This window comes from Streptococcus gwangjuense (genome assembly GCF_003627155.1).
In the GTDB taxonomy this organism is placed as follows: domain Bacteria; phylum Bacillota; class Bacilli; order Lactobacillales; family Streptococcaceae; genus Streptococcus; species Streptococcus gwangjuensis.
The window spans coordinates 855,990-873,064 of the sequence record NZ_CP032621.1; the positions used below are offsets into that span (position 1 = coordinate 855,990).

Sequence of the window (17,075 nt, forward strand, 5' to 3'; positions counted from 1 at the left end):
GATTAGCCCGAAGATTACTCCTCCTTTCTCCAAAATATGCTATAATAATACCAAAAGATAAAGAAGGAAGTCTTATGGTTAAACTACTAGCCTTGGATATGGACGGAACACTCCTCAATGAAGCCAAGGAAATCCCACAAGCTCACATTACTGCTATTCACCAAGCTATTGAAAAAGGTGTCAAACTGGTTCTCTGTACGGGGCGCCCCCTTTTCGGTGTCCTCCCCTACTACAAAAAACTGGGGCTTGACCTCCAGAACGAATATGTCATTGTTAACAACGGTTGCTCAACTCACCAGACCAGTGATTGGAGTCTGGTTGATTGGCAAGAACTCAGTCCATCTGACATTGAATACCTCTATGACCTAGCTGAAAAAAGTGATGTTCAGTTGACTCTTTTTGATGAGGAACATTATTTTGTCCTCGGTGGCAAGCCTAATGAAATCGTTCAAAATGATGCTAAACTAGTCTTTTCAGACCTGACTGAAATTTCTCTTGAGGAAGCGACTAGTGGTAAGTGCCGGATGTTCCAAGGTATGTTTTTAGGAACAGAGAGCCAAACGGACGATTTTGAGCAGCGTTTTGCTGGGGAGCTTTGCCAACGATTCAGTGGAGTTCGTTCGCAGCCTGTTATTTATGAAGCTATGCCACTTGGTACGACAAAGGCTACTGCTCTTTCACGACTGGCAGAGATTCTGAAGATTGATTCCTCAGAGATCATGGCCATGGGCGACGCCAATAACGATATCGAAATGCTCCAGTTTGCAGGGCTTGGGATTGCAATGGGAAATGCCAGCGATTATGTCAAATCGCTAGCTGATGCCGTTACAGCCAGCAACGAAGAAGACGGCGTCGCGCGTGCCATTGAGAAATATATTTTATAGTAAAGAAGCCCAGTTCATATCAACTGGGTTTTGATATTTAAAAATTCCTAAAACTTTAGAAACTCTTTAGAAATCCTTGAGCTTTCTTTGATTTCTATGCTTTATACTAAAGTTAACAAAATAAATCAAAAGGAGAGAATCATGAAAACAGTACTCGACATTCATGGATTGTCCAAAAACTTTGACAAACAAGCTATTCTTCAGGATCTTCATCTAACGATAAGAGAGGGAGATATTTATGGACTTATAGGAAAGAACGGAGCTGGGAAGACTACCTTAATCAAAATCATTACGCAACTACTGTTTGCGGATAAAGGGACTGTTTCCCTCTTCTCTAGCCAAACGGAAAATGAGTGGACCAAGGCTCTAACTCGAGTAGGTTCTGTTATCGAATCACCTGTAGCTCATAATCACTTAACAGCCTATCAAAATTTGAATTATTATTGTATGATTCGTCATATTCCAAATGCTGATCAAGTCATTCGAGAAACCCTGGATTATGTAGGTTTGCCAGATACAGGTAAGAAAGTCTTTCGTGATTTCTCGCTAGGAATGAAACAAAGACTTGGTATCGCCATTGCCCTCCTATCCAAACCAGACTTCCTTATTTTAGATGAACCTATCAACGGTCTCGACCCAATTGGGATCAAAGAATTTCGTCTGATGATTCAACGCCTCAATCAAGAAAAAGGAATCACCATTCTCATCTCTAGCCATATCTTGTCAGAACTCTATCTCGTAGCAAATCGCTTTGGTATTTTAGATCAAGGCAAGATTATCCGTGAAATCAGCAAAGCTGAATTTGAAACACTAAGTGAGGATTATATTGTCCTTAAGACAGCTGACCAAGAGAAAGCTTGTCAAGTATTAAAAGAACAAATCCAGCTCCAGTTCAAGGTTGTTAATCCAGAAAATGAAATTCACATCTTTGGTCAGGAACAAGATGTCAAACAGATTCTTAAGGAATTAACCTTGGCAGATGTCGCCATTGACGAGATTTACTATGCCCGTCAAAACCTAGAAGAATACTTCACTCAATTGGTCCAATAGGAGGAAAATCATGATACATACCATTCAAGCAGACTTTTACCGTCTTTTCCGCTCCAAAGGATTCTGGATTACAGAATTCATTCTCTTTGTACTCTTGCTACTGGGTGCCACTATCGGGGCTACAGGACATTTAATGGCAGTTCAGACAACACCTCCAGAAACTCGAACCCATGGTTGGAATGGGATAGAAGCTCTTATCAATGCGTCTAGCAATGATTCAAACCTCGTTTTTCTCTGCATTATTCTAGTGTGTTTAGTTCTTGGGGTCGATTTAATCGGCAAGCTTTATAAAAATAGTTTGACAGTTGGCGTTTCTCGTACAGAGTTTTTCCTTGCTAAATCCTTTGTTCTAGCAAGTATCGCTCTCTTACAACTCATCGCCAGCCTTGTGATTGCTTTTGTTCCCTCAACTCTACTAAACGGACTTGGTACGATACCTGATGGTTTTGTTACTAATCTCCTCTTAATGATTTTCCTTCAATTTCTCTGCCTTCTCGCTTGGCTTTCGATTATTTCCTTTATTCTCTACCTGACTCATTCTTATCTTGCCGTATTTATTGGTTATCTGATTAGCTCTATCATCCTTTCTATGCCAATGATCATTTTTCCAAATATCAAATTTTTACCATATTTGTCCTTGCATTTTTCCTATGCTATGACTGCTAATAGTGAATCCATTTTCTATACACTTATAGTTACCTTAGCTGTTATTGTAATCTTTAATCTAAGTGGACTGGCAGTTTTCAAAAAGAAAAGTCTATAAAAAAATGACCTCCTCTAGCTACAGAGGAGGGTTATTTTCGTTAAAAGTAAATGAAAACCGACAACCATTGCCCATCTGTGCTTAGTTTCATATCTGCACCGAGAAGATGACATAATTCCTCAGTGATATAAAGACCTAAACCAGAAGATTCTTCCGTATCAGATAGATTTTCAGAATAAAAACGGTTACTGAGATTTTCTATTCTTTTGATGGGCTGTTTAACAAGGTTTGCAATCTCTAAGACAAGCTGTTCCTTTTCCTTTCTCAAAGATAGACGCGCTTCTTCCTTGCCATGTTTGAGGACATTTCCAAGCAAATTTTGTAAAATTCGATCCAGCAAGTCTTCATCAGTCCTCATTTTTAAATCATCTTCAACCTTAAAATCAAGCGTGATATTCGCCGCCTGAAAAACATCATAATAAGCCAGAGTCTTTTTGGTGATAAAAGCTGAAAAATCCACTTCTTCCAGTTTCGGTTTGACAGCTCCTTCCATCAAACGACGATATTCTAGAAGAGCCTCTAAACGTTTGGAAACTAAATCAAGATGCTGGGCGATTTTTTGTAAGGTTTCTGCTTGCTTTTCAGGAGACTTTATCAATTGTTGGGTGTAACCTGAAGCGATAGTCAAAGGTGTTCGAATATCATGAGCGATATTGCTGATGGCCATATCCAGAGTCTGTTTTTCCCTTTTCATCACCAATCGAGATTGTTCCACTTCTTGAAATAGATTTTCAATTTGCTGGTAGAGATGTAAAAAATGTTTGGAAAAAATGTTGACTCCGACTCTTTTCATACTACCCGTGAGAATCTTGTCTTCAATCTGTTGACTCAAGTTTTTAAGTGCTAGATGGTAGCGAATCAATGCAATCGATAAAATAATTAGGAGTACCAGTAGAACAAAAATTATCATGTAGGTCATTGCTTGTCTCCTTTTAATCTTACCCCAACGCCCCAGATGGTTTCAATATATTCTTGATTTGGGTCAAGCTGGTTTAATTTTTTACGAAGATTACTCAAATGCGTATTGAGAGTATTATCTCCAGGTAGGTAGCTATCCTCCCAGACCAATTCATAAAGTTCTTCCTTGGTGAAAATTTTCTTTGGATATTTAATGAGAGTTTGGAGAATCAAGCATTCTTTCTTGGCAAGGCGAATCGTTTCCTGACTATTTTTGATTTCAAAACTTTCTGCATCAAACTGGATATTTTTCAAGTTTTGTGGCAGATTTTCAGTTTTTCCTATTTCCATAGGCTGTTTTTCTGCACTTTGGCGTAATTGAACAGTAACTCTGGCAAAGACTTCGTCCAAATCAAAAGGTTTGACTATGTAATCATTGGCACCGTCTAAGAGGTATTGACTGATTAACTTCTTATCGCTCAAAGCTGTTAGCATAATGACTGGAATTTGACTTTGTTCCCTGATGGCTTTTAAAACCTGATCCCCATTTTTCCCAGGAAGCATGATATCTAGCAAAACGAGGTCAATCCCACCTTGGTCAAAAAGCATGATTCCTTCTGTACCAGAAAAGGCTTGAATCACCTCATGCTCCTCAGTAAGAAGTGTTCGCAAAATCTCTTGAATGTCACTATTGTCTTCAATAACCAATATCCTAGCCATAAATACCAACCTTTCTGCAACTATTATAGCATGTTTTATTGATAAAGCTTAAACAGAAAAGCTCCTCGCATCAAAGCGCGAGAAAGCCTTAGAGGGTTAAAATATAAAATCCGCTTACTAGACAACATAGTATCCTTATAGTCGAAAATAAGAAGTTAATCTAGCAGAATGAATCTCTCATTTCTCTCCTACTAGTCCGTAATACGTTGATACATTTCGGGTCTTCTATCTCGAAACAAGCCCCAGTTTAGGCGTTCGCTTGCTCCCTTGTCTAGGTCATAAGTAGCTAACAGAACAGCTTCAGCTTGTCTTTCAGCTTGCTCTAGAATAGCTCCTGTTTCATCCGTCATAAAGGATGAACCGTAGAAGTCAAGACTGGAACTCTGTCCACCATTTTCCTCACTAGGAGTGACTTCCTCTAATCCATAACGATTGGCTGCAATAACTGGGACAATATTTGCTGCTGCGTGTCCTTGCATGGTACGTTGCCAATGACCACAACTATCTGTATCCAAAATCGGCTCTGAACCGATGGCTGTAGGATAAAAGAGCAATTCAGCACCATTTAACGCAAGACAGCGCGCTGTTTCAGGGAACCATTGATCCCAACAGATACCGATCCCAATCTTAGCATAGCGAGTATCCCATACCTTGAAACCTGTATTGCCAGGCGTGAAATAGAATTTTTCTTGATAGTAATGGTCATCTGGTATGTGGGTCTTTCGATAAACGCCCAGCACTTCCCCATCTGCATCAATGACGGCAATAGAGTTATACAAGACATTGCCATCTTTTTCATAGAAACTGATCGGTAAAACAAGCTGTAGTTCCTTAGCAATCACCTTAAAATGCTGAATGGCAGTATTTTCTGCTACAGATTGGGCATGCTGGTAGTAGTCATACTGACGTTCCTGACAAAAGTATGGACGTTCAAATAATTCGGGTAAAAGAATAATTTGTGCACCTTGTTCTGCAGCCTGACGTACTAAACGCTCTGCTGTTTGAATATTTGTTGCCACATCCTTGGCACATTGCATCTGAATGGCTGAAACTTTTACATTTCTCATCTTTTTCTCCTATTCTGGGATTTGTTGGGTGATACAGTGAATATTTCCACCACCTAAGAGAATATCTCTGGCTGGTATTCCGACAACTTTACGGTCTGGGAAACACTTACTGAGGATATCTAAGGCTACTTGGTCATTTTTATCCTGAAACTGTGGCACTAAAACAGACTTGTTGGCAATATAGAAATTGACATAGGAAGCAGCAAGCCTTTCACCTGCGTATCGCTCTTCTTCACCTTCTTCGTAGGAATAACCAGGAAGATCTTCTTCTGTCACAACTTGTCGAACTGCAGGGATAGGCAATTTATGAATGGTGAAGTGTCGACCTTTTGCATCTGTTTCCTTTTCTAAAAGCGCTAAATCAGCTGCTGACATGGCATATTGAGGATCGCTTTTGTCATCTGTCCAAGCTAAAACAAGCTCAGCAGGACCAACAAAGGTAGCAACATTGTCAACGTGTTCATTGGTTTCGTCCTGATAAATACCATAAGGAAGCCAAATAACTTTTTCAGCACCAAGGCACTCTAATAAGGTATTTTCAATTTCATCCTTACTAAGATGAGGATTGCGACCAGGACTAAGCAAGCAACTTTCAGTTACGAGAATGGTTCCTTGACCATCACTATGAATGGCTCCACCTTCCAGTACAAAAGGTTTGGCATCATAAACAGGTATCTCTAAAACTTCTGCAAAGCGACTGGCTACTTGGTCATCTGCTTCATAGTCTTGGTAGAGACCGTCAACAGCACCACCCCAGGCATTGAAAGACCAATCTACCGCCAACTTTTCCCTTTTATCATTAAGAAGAATGGTCGGACCTGTATCACGCGCCCAAGCATCATTGGTGGGAATGTCTAAATAAACTACCTTGTCTCCAAGATAAGATTGGGCTTCAGATAGATAGTCTTGCTCCACCAAGAGATAAACGGTTTCCCCTTCTGCTATGGTCTTAATAATCTGGCTAAATGCTGCTTTAGCAGCTTTTCCTTGAAAAGGCCATGAACCTGGTCGAGTCGGCCATATCATGAGGGTACCATGATGTGGTTCGTACTCTGCTGGCATGTGATAGCCTAATTTTTTTGGACTGTCCATCATGATAATCTCCCTTTAAAGTCTTGATAGCCAAAGGCTTTAACTAAGCTGCAGTCACCCTGCTCGTCCATGAGATAGAGACTTGGCAATCCAATACCATTAAAGGTGTTATTTTTAACAAATGAGTAAATGGCCATGTCTTCGAAATAAAGTCTGTCTCCGATTTGGACTGGATTTTCAAAACTATAATCACCAATCACATCACCTGTCAGACAGGTATTGGAAGAAAGTCTATAGGTATGGGCTTTTTCCTGTGCCTCAAAGCCATTTCTCAAAGGTGGACGATAGGGCATCTCAAGTACATCAGGCATATGGCAGGTAGCAGAGGCGTCTAAAACCAAGATTTCCATGCCGTTTTCTACAATATCCAATACTTCAGTTGCTAGATAACCTGCATTGAGCGCAATGGCTTCACCCGGCTCAATATAGACTTCAAGATTGTAAGTTTCTCGGATACGCTTGATTTCAGAAATCAGCAAATCTACATCGTAGTCTTCTCTGGTGATGTGGTGTCCACCACCCATATTGAGCCATTTAACTTGATGCAAATAGGATCCAAACTGCGCTTCTACTGCTTTCAAGGTTGTCTCTAAATCATCTGAACCTTGCTCACAAAGGGTATGAAAATGAAGACCGTCCACTAAATCCAACAAATCACTTGGTATCTTGTCTAGAGTAACTCCAAAACGAGATCCAGGTGCACAAGGGTCATAGAGCGCGTGATCTCCTTGAGTTGAACACTGAGGATTGAGACGTAAACCGACACTAATACCAGTCTCTCGACAACGAGCCCCATGCTTACGCAACTGTCTCTCCGAGTTAAAGACGATATGGTCCGTTATCTCAAGCAATTCCTCCAAGTCCGTATCCTTGAAAGCAGGCGCAAAGACATGGACTTCCCCCGTAAATTCTTCTCTAGCCAGCTTCGCTTCATAGAGTCCACTAGCTGTCGTACCAGATAGGTACTGGCTAATCATGGGATAGGTTTTATAAAGAGAATATGCCTTCTGGGCAAGTAAAATCTTGCAACCGGCTTCTTCTTGCACATATTGTAGAATGCGGCAGTTGGCTTCTAACTTTGCCAAGTCAATGACATAAGCTGGTGTTGGTACTTGTTCTAGCTTCATTAGTCCACCATTTGTGGATTTTCAACCACAACCCAAGGCAAGCCATACTCATTCAAAGCTTCCATGAATGGATCTGGATCCAATTCTTCAAGGTTGTAAACTCCAGGTTGTTTCCAAGTACCGTTCATAACTAATTTTGTCCCAATCATAGCTGGAACGCCTGTAGTGTAAGAAATAGCTTGTGAACCAACCTCTGCGTAGCATTCCTGATGGTCGCAAACATTGTAGATGTAGATGGTCTTTTCAACACCATCTTTGACACCTGTAAAGATACAACCGATATTGGTTTTACCAACAGTGCGTGGGCCAAGGCTTGCAGGATCTGGAAGCAAGGCTTTCAAAAATTGAATTGGAACAATCTCTTGTCCGTTAAAATTAATAGCATCTGTACGAAGGAGACCAACGTTTTCTAAACATTTCATATGTGTAAGATAAGATTGACCAAAGGTCATAAAGAAACGAATCCGTTTGACTCCTGGAATGTTTTTGGCAAGTGATTCAATTTCTTCATGGTGAAGGAGATACATGTCTTTTTGCCCAACTTGAGGGAAATCATACTCGCGTTTGATAGACATAGCTTCAACTTCTACCCATTTTCCATCTTCCCAGTAAGAACCTGGCGCAGAAACCTCACGGAGATTGATTTCTGGGTTGAAGTTTGTCGCAAACGGATAACCGTGGTCACCACCATTACAGTCTAAAATGTCGATATAGTGGATTTCATCAAAATAATGTTTGAGGGCATAAGCTGAAAAGACACTAGTCACACCTGGGTCAAAGCCAGATCCAAGCAGAGCAGTCAAGCCGGCTTCTTTGAATTTCTCCTGATAAGCCCATTGCCATGAGTAGTCAAAGTAGGCTGTAAATCCAAGTTCCTTACAGCGTTTTTCATAGATAGCACGCCACTCAGGGTCTTCTGTATCCTCAGCCTCGTAGTTGGCTGTATCGATATAGTGAACACCTGTTGCCAAACAAGCGTCCATAATGGTTAAATCTTGATATGGTAAAGCTACGTTCAAAACTGCTTCTGGTTTGTAGCTTTCGATCAAGGCAATCACTTCTTCAACCTTGTCAGCATCAAGAGCAGCAGTTTCAATTTTTGTCGTAGTTTTACCTTCTAGCTTCGCTTTCAAGTCATCGCATTTTGACTTGGTACGGCTAGCAATCATAATTTCTGTAAATGTTTCGCTATCTTGACAAATCTTTGAAATAGCAACTTGGGCAACGCCCCCACATCCAATAACAAGTAAACGACTCATTTTTTTCCTTCCTCTTCTTCTAAAATGTCCTCAACATACTTGGGCAACATAAAGGCCCCCACATGTAAGTTTGCAGTGTAGTATTCCGTGAAAAGCTGGCGTTTTTTCCAGCCCTCCTTGTCAAAATCTTTGATAGGGTGGTATTTTTTCGATGCAAATCCAAACAACCAATAGCCCGCTGGACTGGTTGGGATATGGGCCTGATAAACCCGACTGATTGGAAATGCTTGATTGACCTTGCGGTGCATGCTTCGGCAAGCTGACTCATCTTCGTCAAAGAAAGGACTCCCATGCTGATAGATCATGATTCCGTCCTCTTTCAAGGCTCTGTAACTGTTTCCGTAAAATTCCTTGGTAAAGAGCCCTTCCGTATGTCCAAATGGATCTGTCGCATCGTTGATGATAATATCGTAGTCATCTTCGCAGTTTCGTAAAAAGCGTAGTCCATTTTGGTAGTAAATGGTAACACGGGGATCATCTAGCCCTGCAGCAAAATCTGGAAAATACTCACGACAGACTTCAACCAGCATCTCATCCGGTTCCACAATATCGATTTGCTCCAATTCTGGATAGAGTGTTAAAACTTGGGCCACACCGCCGTCACCACCCCCTATAACCAATACTTTCTTTGGATTGGGATGCACAGCCATGGGTACGTGGACCGTCATTTCGTTGTAGACAAAGTCATCTGCATCTGAAAACAAGACATGGCCATTTAAGATTAATATTTTCCCAAAAGCTGGCGTATCCAAGACTTCTATATCCTGCCATTCACTTTTTCCAGCATAGAGTTGCTTGGCAGTTCTCAAGGACAATTTCACATCTGGAGTATGAACTTCAGAAAACCATAAATCCATCTAGTTCTCCTTTCTCTTAATGACGTTGATGTGATTGACCTCTGTATCTTCCGTCCCTTGGAGGGAACAACCACGTTCCTTGGCAAATTGGATATAGTCTACAATTTCTCGTGTAATGCGTTCACCTGGAGCCAAGATTGGAATCCCTGGAGGATAGCACATGACAAATTCCCCACAGACTTGTCCAACAGAATCATCCAAGGTCAAACTTTTTCTCTCTGAATAGAAGGCTTCTTGCGGAGACAGCACTAACTCGGGCTGGATATATTCTCCTGCTATCAAGTCCTTCCCATTTCGTGAGTATAGTCTCTTTATATCAGCCAAAGCACCGACCAAACGCTCGATGTCTTGGATACGGTCACCAATCGAAATATAGGCCAAGATATTGCCAATATCACCAAACTCAATCTGAATGTCGTATTCGTCTCGTAGGAGGTCATAAACCTCGATACCTGTTAAGCCAATACCCTGAGTGTAAACTGACAGCTTGGTCACGTCAAAATCACAGACCGACACACCATCTATTAGCTCTTTTGAGTAGGCATAGTAGCCACCGATAGCATTGATTTCACGACGAGCATACTCTGATAACTCAATGACCTTCTCAAACGACTCTTTACCACGAAGAGCCAAGTTGCGACGCGAAATATCCAAGCTAGCCATCAACAAATAAGAGGCGGATGTTGACTGGGTAAGATTGATAATCTGACGTACGTATTCAGGATTCATCTGCTCCCCGATTAAAAGAAGCGAACTTTGTGTCAAACTCCCACCAGACTTATGCATGGAAACTGCTGCCATATCAGCTCCTGCTTCCATAGCAGAAATTGGAAGTTTATCAGTGAAATGCAAATGCGCTCCATGGGCTTCATCTACTAAAACCATCATGCCAGCTTCATGAGCCATTTTTGTCAATCCCTTTAGGTCTGAACAGATGCCGTAGTAAGTAGGATTGTTAATCAAAATGGCCTTAGCATCTGGATGGTCCTTTATGGCCTGGGCTACTCGGTCATTTTCAAGACCTAAAGCGATACCAATTTTAGGGTTCACACTCATCTCGATATAGATAGGAATAGCACCACATAGAACCAGGGCATTGATAGCAGATTTGTGGACATTTCGTGGCAGAATAATCTTATCTCCAGCCTTGCAGGTGGAAAGAATCATAGTCTGCACCGATGAAGTTGTTCCCCCAATCATGAGAAAGGCATGGGCTGCTCCAAAAGCATCAGCTGCCAGCTCCTCTGCATCCCGAATGATCGAAATGGGATGCCCTAAATTATCCAAGGGTTTCATCGAATTAACATCAATGCCTACACATTTTTCACCTAGTAGTTCAACAAGTTCTGGATTTCCTCGTCCACGCTTGTGACCTGGAACATCAAAGGGAACAATCCGTTTCTTGCGTAACTTCACCAAGGCCTCATAAATTGGGGCTTGATTTTGATCTAACTCTTTCAAGACATACTCCTTTCAATATTTTTAGGACCTTATAAAAACTAAGGAACTAAAGGTTGACTCATGAAAAAAGAGCAGGATTTCACCTGCTCTGCAATCTTCTGACGTTTTTATGTTTGTTTCTGTTGAGTATGTCTGTTCCTGATGTTTCCTAACTCTCTAGTAGCAAATATTACGTACTTTATTGATCGTTTCACAAGATGACGTGTGCTTTCACCACACTAAAAATTTATGAATTAGGACAAGTGTCCTAACATCAACTTATAAAAGTAGGCTTTTAACCCTATCAATAATGTGGTTTTTCAACCACGCTTCGGCATTCAACCCTGCCTGTCCGTAGGCATTTTTTACTCGGGTTTATATTTGCTAGAAAACATCATCTCATTTTCTAAGCTTTATTACTATATCATACTTCCAACATTCTGTAAAGTACTTTTTTTAAAAAACATCTACTTTTGTTCGGAAATATAATATTTTATATAGATTTTTATAAACTGTATAATGTGAAAGCGGATATAAAAAGAACTAGAAGGCTCTAGTTCTCAGATTTTGTATTTAACGAATACTATGCTTATTCATCTTTTGATCAAAGATAGTCGTGATAATCTGACGCAATTCTTCTCTTTCTTTTTCTGGAATTTCACCACTTGTTTGAGCTGCAGCGTAGAGTTCAGGGTGTTCAATTGAAATGCGTTTAATCGTACGTGTTGTTGCATGTTTTCTGACGAAAAACGGAATGCGCTTAATCAAGTCTTGTGGTACTAGTGCAAGAATTTTCTCAGCAGTTTCCTTGTCACTAATCTTAGACGTCGTAAGCCCCTTCTTAATCATCTCTTGTTCTTTTTCTGTAAAATCTTTTAATTCCATTCGATTAGTCCTCCTATTTTCTTTAAGTTAAATTATATATCATTTATAGCAAGACGACAAATAGTCTGTTTGTAAAATTCTCTCTATCCTACAATTTTCCTGACACTCTTAATTGCTCTTTAATGAAAAATCACAAATCCATTTGGAGAGATAACAAGCTGATTCTCCAATTCTTGGCAATTGCTTACTAGTGATACTGCTTCTTTCTCTACAAGATAATCATCTTTTGATTGGTTAAATATTGCTTTAAGGACCCGGCCTTCGTATGTCCATTCCAGAGCTACTATATCTTGTTTGATTTCTTTTAGGCTATACTTGCCGTGCTGAATGGTTGATGACGCTTGTTTTCTAATATTAATCAGCTGCTTCATGAAATTCAGCATATCATTGTCACTTGATACACGTTCCCAAGGCATACAACGTCGACAATCTGGGTCTGGACCGCCGGTTAAGGAAAGCTCGGTTCCGTAATAGATGCAGGGTGTTCCTTTTTGTAAAAAGAGAAAGGCTAGGGCTAATTTAACCAGTTGAACATCCTCATTGGCCGTCCACAAGATTCGTTCTGTATCATGTGAATCCAAGAGATTAAACATGACCTCTGAAATCTGCTGCTTGTAATACATAGACTGACCATTGATTTCATCGATGAATTGGTCTGTCTTCTTAATTCCTCGTAAGAAATAGTCCTTGATACTATCAGATAAAGGATAATTCATGACCGCATGGAACTCATCTCCATTTAACCAAGGCTGAGACGTATGCCAGACTTCTCCTAGGATATAAAGATCAGGCTTTTTAGCTAAAACTGCTTTTCGAAAATCCTTCCAAAACTGATGGTCAATCTCATTAGCCACATCCAAACGCCAAGCATCGATATCAAACTCTTCAATCCAATAAGTCGCAACCTTTAAAAGATAATTCTTGACCTCTGGATTGGCTGTATTTAGCTTAGGCATATAGTCCTCGAAACCAAAAGCATGATAGGGTAAGTCTCTCTTATTAGCTGGCTTTTCAGTAGTCACTGGGAATTGTTGTATATGGAACCAATCCTTATAAGCAGATTGCTCACCATTTTTGACAACATCTTGCCATTGAGGAGATTGCGAACCGATATGATTAAATACAGCATCCAGCATGATTTTCATGCCACGCTGATGAGCTTGTTCGACCAGCTCCCGAAAGGTCTCCTTGTCTCCAAAATGACAGTCAATTTCAAAGTAATCTGTCGTGTTATACTTATGATTGCTCGTAGATTCAAAGATAGGACAAAGATATAGTCCAGTAATGCCCAAGTCTTGCAAGTAATCCAGATGGTCAATAATCCCCTGTAAATCACCACCAAAGAAATCATCACTCTGAGGTGTGTTAGATGAATCCCAGTCTAAAGTCCCTTCTAGGTTTAATAGAGCATTTCCATTGGCAAATCTCTCAGGAAATATCTGATACCATACCGTATTTGAAACCCAGTCAGGAACCTTGCAGGCATCAATCTCATGAAGATAAGGCAACTTAAATCCGTTTCCAATGGCATGAAGATTTTCTAGAGAACTTTCAACGCACCCTTTATCGCCATACAAAATACTTTGGCCTTCTGTATCCTTGAGTTCAAAGAGATACTGGATACGTGCAAAGTCGACGGACACTTCAACCTGCCAATAATCAAATAAGACATCAGAAGTTATCTTGATCATTTCTTTTGTATCCTGATAAAATTCCTCCATAAAGATAAAAGGATCACCATAATGCAAGTTGATGCTTTCGATGTCCCCTTTCTTAGTTCGAATCCGAATATGAAGCTTCTTATCCTTATAAAGATAGGCATACTCCGACTCAGGCCTGTGGTAAATGGCTGTTAATTCCATTGTATCTGTCTCCTAGTTTGCTTTTATACGTATACAACGCAAACGTTTTCACAATTGTTAATCTAGTATACTACTTTCGTATTTTATTTGCAAGGTTTGTCCATAGATTCTAGTGGTTTGGTTCTATAAATAAAAAAGCAGCCAGTCTTACAACTTACTACTTTTCAAACGATGATTTACAAATGTCTTTCCAGCCACTCAATCTTTTTAAAATCCTTATTGTTATTGTGGTCATTTCGATAGGAATCTTGGGAAGAAGCCTTGTAAATACTTAAAAACTGTTCCAAACTTGGAACGCGAAAAGTGATGTTCTCAAGATGAATCAGCTCTATATCTGATTCCGAAACTCCTGCAAAATCAGATAAAGAATCAATACTTCCAAACTCAACACTCAGACCATCTTTTTGGAATTCATGCTCATGAATATCTATTAAGGCATAGCCTAAGTGTTTCATCACTTTCATTATCTTGTCCCAATCATAAATTCTGAGATGATCAGGTACTTCCCATCCTCTAGGATCTCCAGGAACATGAATGTCAATGTCGGACGGCTGCCATTCTTCATTTGAACGGTATACAAAACCCAAAGACCCCATGAGCGTCGGAGTGATTCCGACTTGGTTTAAATGAGAACAAATTGTTCGAAATTCATCAAATAGTTTAATCATTAAAATCAAGATATCTATATTTTGGTGTTTAAATTAATAACATATACTTAAATATATATCATTTTTTACAATTACCAATATCAAAAAAATTAATCTAACTTAGAATTCTTAATTATATCATTTTCAACCCTGACTCTCTAAAAAAAGAACAAGATTTCTTTAATAGAAAATTATTGATTGCATGCGTAAAAAAATGATCAATTTCGTTTATATACCGATATTTGTAAATGTTAGCACATTTTTTATAACCACTTAAATTAAGACCAAAATTTTGGTATGGGTAAAAAATTTGATCTGAATTATATAATATGCAATACTTTAAAACTTCATTTTCAAAATAATACTTAATTCCATCATCAGAGTACGGTTTTTTTTCACCTATTGTTTGATCAAATTTACATGCGTCAGGAAATGTTTTTTCATACCATTTAATATCTTTCAATTCTAGATATTCTCTAATCTTTAATATTAAATCAATAGTAATATCCAAATTATCTCTTAATCCAATATATTTTAAGCCATTTTTTATAAGCTTTTCTAATTCCATATTTTTATAGCATTTCGGCATAATAAGCCCCCTTTCACTTTCTAAACAATATTAATATTTAATTGCAGTCCTTCTACTCTTTCGGTTTTGAAAATACTTCTACTCGCTGAGCTAGGACTTTGATTTCTACAGGTAGGTTATCCGATTTATCGCCGTCAACATCTGACTCCAATTCACTATCTGAAGAGATCTTAATATTACGCGCTCTGATATACTCAATATTATCATTGCCGACAACATCTCCTTTTAGTAAATCTGGAATGACGGATAATTTGGAGAATAGAGATGCATCTTTCAGAATCAAAATATTGGCATAGCCGTCTTTGTTTTCTTCAAAGATTTTCTTATCAGCGAAGTAATTTGTCAAGAGAACCAAAACATGGCTCGCTTCACCAACATAATTTCCATTTTCTGTCTCAACCTTAATGTTAAAGACCTGATCTGTCATGACAGACTTCATGGTATTTACAGCATAGGCTAAAATACCGAATTTTGTCTTGTCCTCGATTTCAACATTGTGAATCGCTTCAGGAAGAGAACCGATACTAAAAATATAACCAAAATAATTGTCATTCGCTTTTCCGATATCAATCTTATTGGTTAAGTTGAAATCCAGTTCATCAATCGCGCCATCGATGTCTTGATTGATTTCCAACAGTTTCGTAATGAGGTTACCCGTCCCACCTGGGATAATCCCTAACTTAGGAATGTAGTCTCTCTCAGCAATACCCGAAATGACTTCGTTGACAGTCCCGTCTCCACCAAACACAACCACTACATCATACTGCTCACGAGAAGCTTCCTCAGCAAAATGTGTTGCATCCAGCGCTTTTTCAGTAATTTTGGTTTCCACGTGCTCAAAATATTCTTTTGCTTTATTTTCCAGCTTATCTTTGTAATCCAAAGCCTTCTCGCCACCAGAAGTAGGATTGATAATTAACATTGCCTTTTTCATTAATTTCTCCTTAATTTTAAATAGAAATGTTTACATTTCGTCGTATGCAACTAAATGTACTCTCATTATACAATGAAAATATAGAAAAGAGAAATCTGACGTACTGGAGATTAATAAGCTTTTATTCTGTTTTCCCATCGTATAACTACATCCTTTAAGGGTTCATCCAAGTAAGAATAGGCCTTATCCTTGATCCAATCAGGAATACCATAAGCTGCCTCGGCTATACTTCCTGTGATTGCTGCAAGTGTATCACTATCGCCACCAAGTGAGATAGCATTCCTTATCGCATCTTCGAAGTCTCTACTTTCAAGAAAGGCAATAATGGCTTGAGGGACAGTTTCTTGACATGTTTCGTTAAAACGATAGTTAGGGCGGATTTCATCTAAAGTTTGAGATAGATTGTAGCCGTAAGTCTTCTCTATATAATCCTTAATCAGTCTTTTACACTCTGTAGGATTGTCATTAATTGGTTGTTCGTATTCTCTACAATAACCACCAAAGTAAAAACGACACAGAAAAATAGCATCAGCTATAGCCATAGCACCTTTGACACCTTCTGGGTGATTATGAGTTACCTCTGCAGAAAGACTCGCAAGTTCTCTAGATGATGGCCACATTCCGGTTCTAGCATAAAAACTACAGTCCATGGACCAAGCGCATGGAGAAACACGCATAGCCGAACCATTCCCAAAGCTATTATAAGGCTCACGGTTATCGCTGTTTAGCCATGCATTAAAGCGAGCACCATAATCAGCATCAGGATACAGTCTACCATATTTCTTCATAGCATCAATGAAGTCGTCTTTTTGTCCCCCATTCATAATCGCCTCTGCAACAGCACAGGTCATAACCGTGTCATCTGTAAAAAAGCAGTCCTTACGAAATAAAGGAAAGTCCTTCGTTTTGATATTGTTCCATTCGTAAACAGAGCCAACAATGTCTCCAACGATTGCTCCTAGCATAAGATTCCTCCTTGTGAACTATTAGTTTAGACTGATT

17 protein-coding genes are annotated in these 17,075 nt (G+C 39.4%); 3 read left to right on the forward strand and 14 right to left on the reverse strand.

The annotated features are described in order from the left end of the window. The first annotated feature begins 74 nt into the window (after positions 1–74). The 3 genes from D7D53_RS04230 to D7D53_RS04240 all read left to right on the forward strand — a co-directional run bounded on the left by D7D53_RS04230 (position 75) and on the right by D7D53_RS04240 (position 2,697). Positions 75–884, forward strand: a complete 810-nt coding sequence (locus D7D53_RS04230) for an HAD family hydrolase (protein ID WP_120770245.1) — start codon at positions 75–77, stop codon at positions 882–884. A 141-nt stretch (positions 885–1,025) separates the two neighbouring features. Continuing rightward, complete coding sequence (locus D7D53_RS04235) at positions 1,026–1,934, forward strand: ABC transporter ATP-binding protein (protein WP_084946508.1); 909 nt, start codon at positions 1,026–1,028, stop codon at positions 1,932–1,934. A 10-nt stretch (positions 1,935–1,944) separates the two neighbouring features. Then, complete coding sequence (locus D7D53_RS04240) at positions 1,945–2,697, forward strand: ABC-2 family transporter permease (RefSeq protein ID WP_084946507.1); 753 nt, start codon at positions 1,945–1,947, stop codon at positions 2,695–2,697. A gap of 40 nt (positions 2,698–2,737) precedes the next feature. On the opposite strand, the gene D7D53_RS04245 is transcribed toward D7D53_RS04240, so the two are convergent. From D7D53_RS04245 to D7D53_RS04310, 14 genes are all read right to left on the reverse strand, one after another. After that, positions 2,738–3,616: a sensor histidine kinase gene (locus tag D7D53_RS04245; protein ID WP_120770246.1), complete on the reverse strand. Its 879-nt coding sequence runs from the start codon at positions 3,614–3,616 to the stop codon at positions 2,738–2,740. Further along, positions 3,613–4,314 carry a response regulator transcription factor gene (locus D7D53_RS04250; protein ID WP_120770247.1) on the reverse strand — a complete coding sequence of 234 codons (702 nt, stop codon included), beginning with the start codon at positions 4,312–4,314 and terminating at the stop codon, positions 3,613–3,615. Before D7D53_RS04250 ends, D7D53_RS04245 begins: the two co-directional genes overlap by 4 nt. Positions 4,315–4,505: 191 nt before the next feature. After that, positions 4,506–5,381 carry an N-carbamoylputrescine amidase gene (gene aguB, locus D7D53_RS04255; RefSeq protein WP_120770248.1) on the reverse strand — a complete coding sequence of 292 codons (876 nt, stop codon included), beginning with the start codon at positions 5,379–5,381 and terminating at the stop codon, positions 4,506–4,508. Positions 5,382–5,390: 9 nt separating this feature from the next. Further along, a complete protein-coding gene (aguA, locus tag D7D53_RS04260; protein ID WP_061589722.1) occupies positions 5,391–6,476 on the reverse strand; it encodes an agmatine deiminase in 1,086 nt (361 codons plus the stop codon). Then, complete coding sequence (gene nspC, locus D7D53_RS04265) at positions 6,473–7,600, reverse strand: carboxynorspermidine decarboxylase (RefSeq protein WP_120770249.1); 1,128 nt, start codon at positions 7,598–7,600, stop codon at positions 6,473–6,475. Before nspC ends, aguA begins: the two co-directional genes overlap by 4 nt. After that, on the reverse strand, positions 7,600–8,859 hold the full coding sequence (locus D7D53_RS04270) for a saccharopine dehydrogenase family protein (protein WP_120770250.1): 1,260 nt from the start codon (positions 8,857–8,859) through the stop codon (positions 7,600–7,602). The genes nspC and D7D53_RS04270 overlap by 1 nt, the downstream gene beginning before the upstream one ends. Beyond that, positions 8,856–9,716, reverse strand: a complete 861-nt coding sequence (speE, locus tag D7D53_RS04275; protein WP_000366710.1) for a polyamine aminopropyltransferase — start codon at positions 9,714–9,716, stop codon at positions 8,856–8,858. Before speE ends, D7D53_RS04270 begins: the two co-directional genes overlap by 4 nt. After that, positions 9,717–11,177 (reverse strand): aminotransferase class I/II-fold pyridoxal phosphate-dependent enzyme, encoded by a 1,461-nt coding sequence (locus tag D7D53_RS04280; protein WP_120770251.1) that lies wholly within the window; start codon positions 11,175–11,177, stop codon positions 9,717–9,719. Between the two features lie 552 nt (positions 11,178–11,729). Then, positions 11,730–12,041 (reverse strand): hypothetical protein, encoded by a 312-nt coding sequence (locus D7D53_RS04285; protein ID WP_120770252.1) that lies wholly within the window; start codon positions 12,039–12,041, stop codon positions 11,730–11,732. Between the two features lie 119 nt (positions 12,042–12,160). Next, positions 12,161–13,903, reverse strand: a complete 1,743-nt coding sequence (locus D7D53_RS04290) for a glycoside hydrolase family 13 protein (RefSeq protein WP_120770253.1) — start codon at positions 13,901–13,903, stop codon at positions 12,161–12,163. 176 nt (positions 13,904–14,079) lie between these two features. Beyond that, complete coding sequence (locus D7D53_RS04295; protein ID WP_120770254.1) at positions 14,080–14,571, reverse strand: phosphoribosylanthranilate isomerase; 492 nt, start codon at positions 14,569–14,571, stop codon at positions 14,080–14,082. A 112-nt stretch (positions 14,572–14,683) separates the two neighbouring features. Then, on the reverse strand, positions 14,684–15,139 hold the full coding sequence (locus D7D53_RS04300; protein ID WP_120770255.1) for a hypothetical protein: 456 nt from the start codon (positions 15,137–15,139) through the stop codon (positions 14,684–14,686). A gap of 52 nt (positions 15,140–15,191) precedes the next feature. Next, positions 15,192–16,073: a diacylglycerol/lipid kinase family protein gene (locus D7D53_RS04305; RefSeq protein WP_120770256.1), complete on the reverse strand. Its 882-nt coding sequence runs from the start codon at positions 16,071–16,073 to the stop codon at positions 15,192–15,194. 110 nt (positions 16,074–16,183) lie between these two features. Then, on the reverse strand, positions 16,184–17,038 hold the full coding sequence (locus D7D53_RS04310; protein ID WP_120770257.1) for an ADP-ribosylglycohydrolase family protein: 855 nt from the start codon (positions 17,036–17,038) through the stop codon (positions 16,184–16,186). Between the last annotated feature and the right edge of the window lie 37 nt (positions 17,039–17,075).

What these genes read in the sequence shown, in the direction of transcription:
- D7D53_RS04230 (WP_120770245.1), top strand. Translation starts at nt 75, where the DNA reads ATGGTTAAACTACTAGCCTTGGATATGGACGGAACACTCCTCAATGAA.
- D7D53_RS04235 (WP_084946508.1), top strand. Translation starts at nt 1,026, where the DNA reads ATGAAAACAGTACTCGACATTCATGGATTGTCCAAAAACTTTGACAAA.
- D7D53_RS04240 (WP_084946507.1), top strand. Translation starts at nt 1,945, where the DNA reads ATGATACATACCATTCAAGCAGACTTTTACCGTCTTTTCCGCTCCAAA.
- D7D53_RS04245 (WP_120770246.1), bottom strand. Translation starts at nt 3,616, where the DNA reads ATGACCTACATGATAATTTTTGTTCTACTGGTACTCCTAATTATTTTA.
- D7D53_RS04250 (WP_120770247.1), bottom strand. Translation starts at nt 4,314, where the DNA reads ATGGCTAGGATATTGGTTATTGAAGACAATAGTGACATTCAAGAGATT.
- aguB (WP_120770248.1), bottom strand. Translation starts at nt 5,381, where the DNA reads ATGAGAAATGTAAAAGTTTCAGCCATTCAGATGCAATGTGCCAAGGAT.
- aguA (WP_061589722.1), bottom strand. Translation starts at nt 6,476, where the DNA reads ATGATGGACAGTCCAAAAAAATTAGGCTATCACATGCCAGCAGAGTAC.
- nspC (WP_120770249.1), bottom strand. Translation starts at nt 7,600, where the DNA reads ATGAAGCTAGAACAAGTACCAACACCAGCTTATGTCATTGACTTGGCA.
- D7D53_RS04270 (WP_120770250.1), bottom strand. Translation starts at nt 8,859, where the DNA reads ATGAGTCGTTTACTTGTTATTGGATGTGGGGGCGTTGCCCAAGTTGCT.
- speE (WP_000366710.1), bottom strand. Translation starts at nt 9,716, where the DNA reads ATGGATTTATGGTTTTCTGAAGTTCATACTCCAGATGTGAAATTGTCC.
- D7D53_RS04285 (WP_120770252.1), bottom strand. Translation starts at nt 12,041, where the DNA reads ATGGAATTAAAAGATTTTACAGAAAAAGAACAAGAGATGATTAAGAAG.
- D7D53_RS04290 (WP_120770253.1), bottom strand. Translation starts at nt 13,903, where the DNA reads ATGGAATTAACAGCCATTTACCACAGGCCTGAGTCGGAGTATGCCTAT.
- D7D53_RS04295 (WP_120770254.1), bottom strand. Translation starts at nt 14,571, where the DNA reads ATGATTAAACTATTTGATGAATTTCGAACAATTTGTTCTCATTTAAAC.
- D7D53_RS04300 (WP_120770255.1), bottom strand. Translation starts at nt 15,139, where the DNA reads ATGCCGAAATGCTATAAAAATATGGAATTAGAAAAGCTTATAAAAAAT.
- D7D53_RS04305 (WP_120770256.1), bottom strand. Translation starts at nt 16,073, where the DNA reads ATGAAAAAGGCAATGTTAATTATCAATCCTACTTCTGGTGGCGAGAAG.
- D7D53_RS04310 (WP_120770257.1), bottom strand. Translation starts at nt 17,038, where the DNA reads ATGCTAGGAGCAATCGTTGGAGACATTGTTGGCTCTGTTTACGAATGG.